Source organism: Stenotrophomonas sp. 3diitr2024, from assembly GCF_042136455.1.
GTDB lineage: Bacteria > Pseudomonadota > Gammaproteobacteria > Xanthomonadales > Xanthomonadaceae > Stenotrophomonas > Stenotrophomonas sepilia.
The window spans coordinates 1-5,055 of the sequence record NZ_JBHHMJ010000720.1; the positions used below are offsets into that span (position 1 = coordinate 1).

Genomic DNA, 5,055 nt, shown 5'->3' on the forward strand with positions numbered 1-5,055 from the left:
CGGCCGCTGGCCGGCAACCCCGTGATCTCCGGAAGCACCGTGCAGATGCCGGCCAGCGGCCGGCACTACCAGGCATCGCTTTGACCGGTGCCGACCAAGGCCGGCATCCACCGATGGCGGCTTTGCTATCCTTTCACCCCACGCCAGGGAGCCGTCCCGATGCCATCGCTGTCGCCCCGCCGCCCACTGGTGCTGCTGGTCCTGATCGTTGTGATGGCGGCGATCTTCCTGATCGACACCGTCACCGATTACGCGGTTGCCGCTGCCTGCTTCTACGCGGCGGTCATCCTGGCCGCATCGCGCGTGCTGGGCGCACGCGGGTTGATCACCCTGGCCATTACCTGCATCGCGCTGACCGGGCTGAGCTTCTTCCTGACCCGCTTCGGCACCTATCGCATCGGCCTGGTCAACTCGGTCATCGGCATGCTGGTGATCGGCATCACCACCTACCTCGCGCTGAACATGGAAGCGGCCAAGGCCGCCGTGCAGGAAGCACAGGGCCGCCTGCTGCGCGTTGCGCGCGCCTCCACCGTGGGCGAGCTCACCACCTCCATCGCGCATGAAGTGAACCAGCCGCTGGCGGCCATCGCCAGCAGCGCCGAAGCCTGCCAGCGTTGGCTCGCGCAGGACCCACCGAACGTGGACAAGGCCCGGCAGACCGTGGCCCGCATCCTGGCCGATGCACACCGCGCAGGCGACGTGATCGCCCGCATCCGCGGCCTGACCCAGGGCGCGGCACCGGAGCGACGCGCCTTCGATCTGAACGAGGCGGTGGAGGAAATGCTGGCGCTGTCGCGCAGCGAGCTGGACCGGCATGGCGTGGCCGTGGCGCTGCTGCTGGACGCCGAACTGCCACCGGTGCAGGCCGACCGCGTGCAGGTGCAGCAGGTGATCGGCAACCTGATCCTCAATGCGGTGGACGCGATGGAGACCGTGCCCACCGCCGACCGGCGCTTGTCCCTGCTGACCCGGCGCGACGGCCAGCGGGTCAGCCTCAGCGTCCGTGATCGCGGTGTCGGCCTGCCCGCCGATCATCCCGAACGCGTCTTCGATGCCTTCTGGACCACCAAGTCGCACGGTCTGGGGCTGGGTCTCAGCCTGAGCCGCTCGATGATCGAAGCCAACGACGGCCAGATCCGTGCCGAACGACCGGCAGGCGGCGGTGCCTGCTTTGTGTTCGACCTGCCCATTGCCACGGACGCCCACCATGCGTAAGCCCACTGCCGCCAACCCCGATCGGGCACCCATCGTCTATGTGGTCGACGACGATCCGTCGGTGCGCGCGGCACTGGAAGACCTGCTGGCCTCGATGGGCCTGCAGGTGCGGGCCTTCGCCTCCACCCAGGCCTTCCTCGAACACGCGCTGGAAGACGCACCGGCATGTCTCGTGCTGGACGTGCGCATGCCCGGCCAGAGCGGTCTTGAATTCCATCGCACGATGGGCAGCCACGGCCTGCAGCTGCCGGTGGTGTTCATCACCGGCCACGGCGACATCGCGATGGGCGTCAACGCGATCAAGGACGGCGCCATCGAATTCCTCACCAAGCCCTTCCGTGACCAGGAACTGCTTGACGCCATCCACAAGGGCATCGAGATCGACCGCCAGCGCCGCCGTGAGGGCGAGGCACTCGGCGCGCTGCAGCTGCGCTGGGACACCCTCAATGCCGGCGAGCGCGAGGTGGTCGATGGCGTGGTGCGCGGCCGCCTCAACAAGCAGATCGCCGGCGACCTGGGCGTCAGCGAGATCACGGTGAAGGTGCGCCGTGCGCAGGTGATGCGCAAGATGGGCGCACGCACCCTGGTTGACCTGGTGCGCATGTACGACCGCCTGCAGGCGGGTACGCCATGAACGTCCACGTCGCGCTGCTGCGCGCGGTCAACGTCGGCGGCACCGGCAAGCTGCCGATGCGCGAACTGGTGGCGATGTGCGAGGACGCAGGCTTCGCCGATGTCCGCACCTACATCGCCAGCGGCAATGTGGTGTTCCGCAGCGGGCTTGATGAATCCACCGTACGGGAGGCCCTCGCCCAACGGCTGCAGGCGTACGCCGGCAAGCCTGTGGGCGTGCTGGTGCGCTCGGCCAACGAGATCGTAGGCGTGGTGGCACGCAACCCGTTTGCGCAGGCCGCCGGCAACCGTGTGGTCGCGCTGTTCCTCGACGGCAGCCTGCCTGCCGATCCGCTGGACGGCGTGACCGGCCGGCGCGATGAACAGCTCGCACTCGGCACGCGCGAGATCTTCATCCACTACGGTGCCGGCATGGCCGACTCGCGCTTGCGGGTGCCCTATGCCCAGCACGGCACCGCCCGCAATATGAACACAATCGGCAAGCTTGCAGTGATGGCCGCAGCGCTTACCTCGCCTGCCAGCAATCCGCGTGCTGGCCGGAGGCGGTAGCGTCGACCTTCAGGCACTGCGCCGCGCTCGCGCTCCGTGAAGGCTGAAGCAGTGGGCGGACCCAACGGATCACGCCCGCTGCAAGCGGCGCTTCAATCGCGTATCCAGCAGCCCCACGCCCAGCAGCACCAGGCTGGTCAGCCATCCGGCGGCCAGCAGATGCACGTGCGGTAGCATCAGCCCCAGCACAAGCAGCGCCACCGCGCCCAGCAGATGCGAGCGCGGCGCGTGCCCATAGACCACGCGCTTGTACAGGGCACTGCCCAGCAGATAGATCAGCGGGCCTGCCACCATCACGGTCACGTAAACCGGGGTGACGGCCACCCCCGGATGGTCCATGACCAGATCATTGCCCACCGCCGTGGCGATGATGCCGGCGATCAGCAATGCATGCACGTAGTGGAAGTTGGCGCCCATCCGCCCGGGGTCTTCGGCGTGGGTGATGGCCTCTGTGGCATCGCGGCTGGAGATGCCGAAGTACAGCCACCACATGGCAATCGTGCCGGCGAAGGTGGCCAACACCGCTGAAACCACTTCCAGGCTCCAATGCTCGACGTCGCTGAGCACGCCCCCGGTTGCCAGCAACGTCTCGCCCAGTGCGACGATGACGAACAGCTGGCAGCGTTCGGCCAGGTGTCCGCCCTCGATGGTCCAGTCGCGGGTGTGCGAACGGCCCATGCCCGGGAACGCGAAGCCGAACATCGGCGAGATGTATTCGCAGGCCACCGCCAACGCCCACAATGCCAGGCGGAGGTTGCCCTCGGCCGCCGCGCCGGCCAGCCAGAAGCAGGCCGACACGCTGACCCAGGCCAGCATGCGGCGGAAGTTCGGTGCCAACGGATGGCTCCGGCCGACCTCCAGCAGCACGAACGCGGTGCGTCCGACCTGCATCGTGGCGTACGCCCCGGCGAAGATCCACGCACGATCGGCAAACGCCTCGGGAATGGACGAGGACATCAACAACGCCAGCAGCATGGTGGCGAACAGCAGGCCGCGGATGCGCGGCACCTCCGGGTCGAACCAGTTGCTGACCCAGCACGCGTACTGCCAGCCGAGCCAGACCGCGAACCACAGCACCAGCGTCTGCAGTACACCGGCCAGGTCCAGGTGGTGCAGCAGATGGTGGCTGAGCTGGGTGACCGCGAATACGTAGACCAGATCGAAGAACAGTTCTTCGTAGGTCACGCGGGCATGGTGGCCGTCGCGGTGGCGCAGCGCGGGCAAGCGCAGTCGGGTACGCATGGAACTCCTTCAGCGCGCCAGGCGCCAGTACAGGAAACCGGCCAGCAAAGCCGGCGCGGCAAACACCAGCAACAGGATCGGCAACTCCTCGCGTACCGCGTAACCGGCCTTGCTGACCCCCACCCACATGTTGGCCACGGCCACCAGCAGCCAGGTAGCGATGAAGGCGATCAGCGCCGTGGGCAGCTGCGAGGTGCCCACGCTCCAGAGACGGCCAAACAGCAGGAACACGCCCAGCAGGAGCACGCCGCCGAGCATCACCATGAGCACATGCATGGTCCACCTCCTTGAGCCTGGGAACAGGCTAGCCCCGGCCGATTGTGCGCAACAGCCCGTGGAGATGGATTCACAGTCCAGAGCAAGCGAACAATCCCGGCATCGGCTGCGGCGAACCTTATGGCAGCCATGAGTTATTCGCGAAACGGGCCGTCCAGGGTACGTGCTAGCTTCATCCGACCCTATCCAGACTCCTCTCCGCCATGCGCCGTTGCCTGACGACCCTTGCCCTGACTGCCACACTTGCCTTTGATGTCACTGCCGCCGACACACCGCTGCCACAGCTGCAGGCCTACACCGTAGACCCATCCTGGCTGCAGCCGATGGCGCCGCTGCAGATCGCCGACCATACCTGGCAGATCGGCACTGAGGACCTGACCGCGCTACTGGTGCAGACCGCCGACGGCGCGGTGCTGCTCGACGGCGGCATGCCGCAGATGGCCAGCCACCTCATCAGCAACATGAAGGTGCGCGACGTGGCGCCGCAGGACCTGCGCTTGATCCTGCTCAGCCATGCGCATGCCGACCATGCGGGCCCGGTGGCAGAACTGAAGCGCCGTACCGGTGCGATGGTGGCAGCCAACGCCGAATCAGCGGTGCTGCTGGCGCGCGGCGGCAGCAACGACCTGCACTTTGGCGACAGCATCACCTTTCCGCCGGCCAGCACCGACCGGATCATCATGGATGGCGAAGTGGTCACGGTGGGTGGCATCGCGTTCACCGCACACTTCATGCCGGGGCACACCCCGGGCAGCACCGCCTGGACCTGGACCGATACCCGCGATGGCAAGCCGGTGCGCATCGCCTACGCCGACAGCCTGAGTGCGCCGGGCTACCAGCTGCAGGGCAACGCCCGCTATCCCCACCTGGTCGAGGACTACCGGCGCAGCTTCGCTACGGTGCGCGGCCTGCCCTGCGACCTGTTGCTGACCCCGCATCCGGGCGCCAGCAACTGGAACTATGCCGCTGGCAGCAAGGCCAGCGACAAGGCACTGAACTGCAAGGCCTACGCGGATGCGGCCGAGAAGAAGTTCGACGCGCAGTTGGCCAAGGAAACGGCCGCAGCACGCTGATCCCGTAGAGCCGAGCCCATGCTCGGCTTGCCGGCCAAACACAGCCGAGCGTGGGCTCGGCTCTACG

Annotated in this window: 6 protein-coding genes; 4 read left to right on the forward strand and 2 right to left on the reverse strand. The window is 67.3% G+C overall.

The genetic code is table 11. From position 1 onward, the window contains the following. The first annotated feature begins 159 nt into the window (after window positions 1-159). From ABGA94_RS18825 to ABGA94_RS18835, 3 genes are read left to right on the forward strand one after another with little or no spacing between them, the layout of a single operon-like run. A complete protein-coding gene (locus ABGA94_RS18825; RefSeq protein WP_375367917.1) occupies window positions 160-1,215 on the forward strand; it encodes a sensor histidine kinase in 1,056 nt (351 codons plus the stop codon). Continuing rightward, on the forward strand, window positions 1,208-1,849 hold the full coding sequence (locus ABGA94_RS18830; protein ID WP_005416702.1) for a response regulator transcription factor: 642 nt from the start codon (window positions 1,208-1,210) through the stop codon (window positions 1,847-1,849). Before ABGA94_RS18825 ends, ABGA94_RS18830 begins: the two co-directional genes overlap by 8 nt. Then, window positions 1,846-2,397, forward strand: coding sequence for a DUF1697 domain-containing protein (locus ABGA94_RS18835; protein ID WP_164229126.1), 552 nt, complete (start codon window positions 1,846-1,848; stop codon window positions 2,395-2,397). Before ABGA94_RS18830 ends, ABGA94_RS18835 begins: the two co-directional genes overlap by 4 nt. Before the next feature lie 69 nt (window positions 2,398-2,466). Here ABGA94_RS18835 and ABGA94_RS18840 read toward each other — a convergent pair whose 3' ends face one another. Further along, entirely contained in the window at window positions 2,467-3,639 is a 1,173-nt protein-coding gene (locus ABGA94_RS18840; RefSeq protein ID WP_375367918.1) for a low temperature requirement protein A, read from the reverse strand. Between the two features lie 9 nt (window positions 3,640-3,648). After that, window positions 3,649-3,915 (reverse strand): hypothetical protein, encoded by a 267-nt coding sequence (locus ABGA94_RS18845; protein ID WP_005416705.1) that lies wholly within the window; start codon window positions 3,913-3,915, stop codon window positions 3,649-3,651. A 203-nt stretch (window positions 3,916-4,118) separates the two neighbouring features. On the opposite strand from ABGA94_RS18845, the gene blaL1 reads away from it, so the two are divergent. Then, window positions 4,119-4,988: a L1 family subclass B3 metallo-beta-lactamase gene (blaL1, locus tag ABGA94_RS18850; RefSeq protein WP_375367919.1), complete on the forward strand. Its 870-nt coding sequence runs from the start codon at window positions 4,119-4,121 to the stop codon at window positions 4,986-4,988. The last annotated feature ends 67 nt before the right edge of the window (window positions 4,989-5,055 follow it).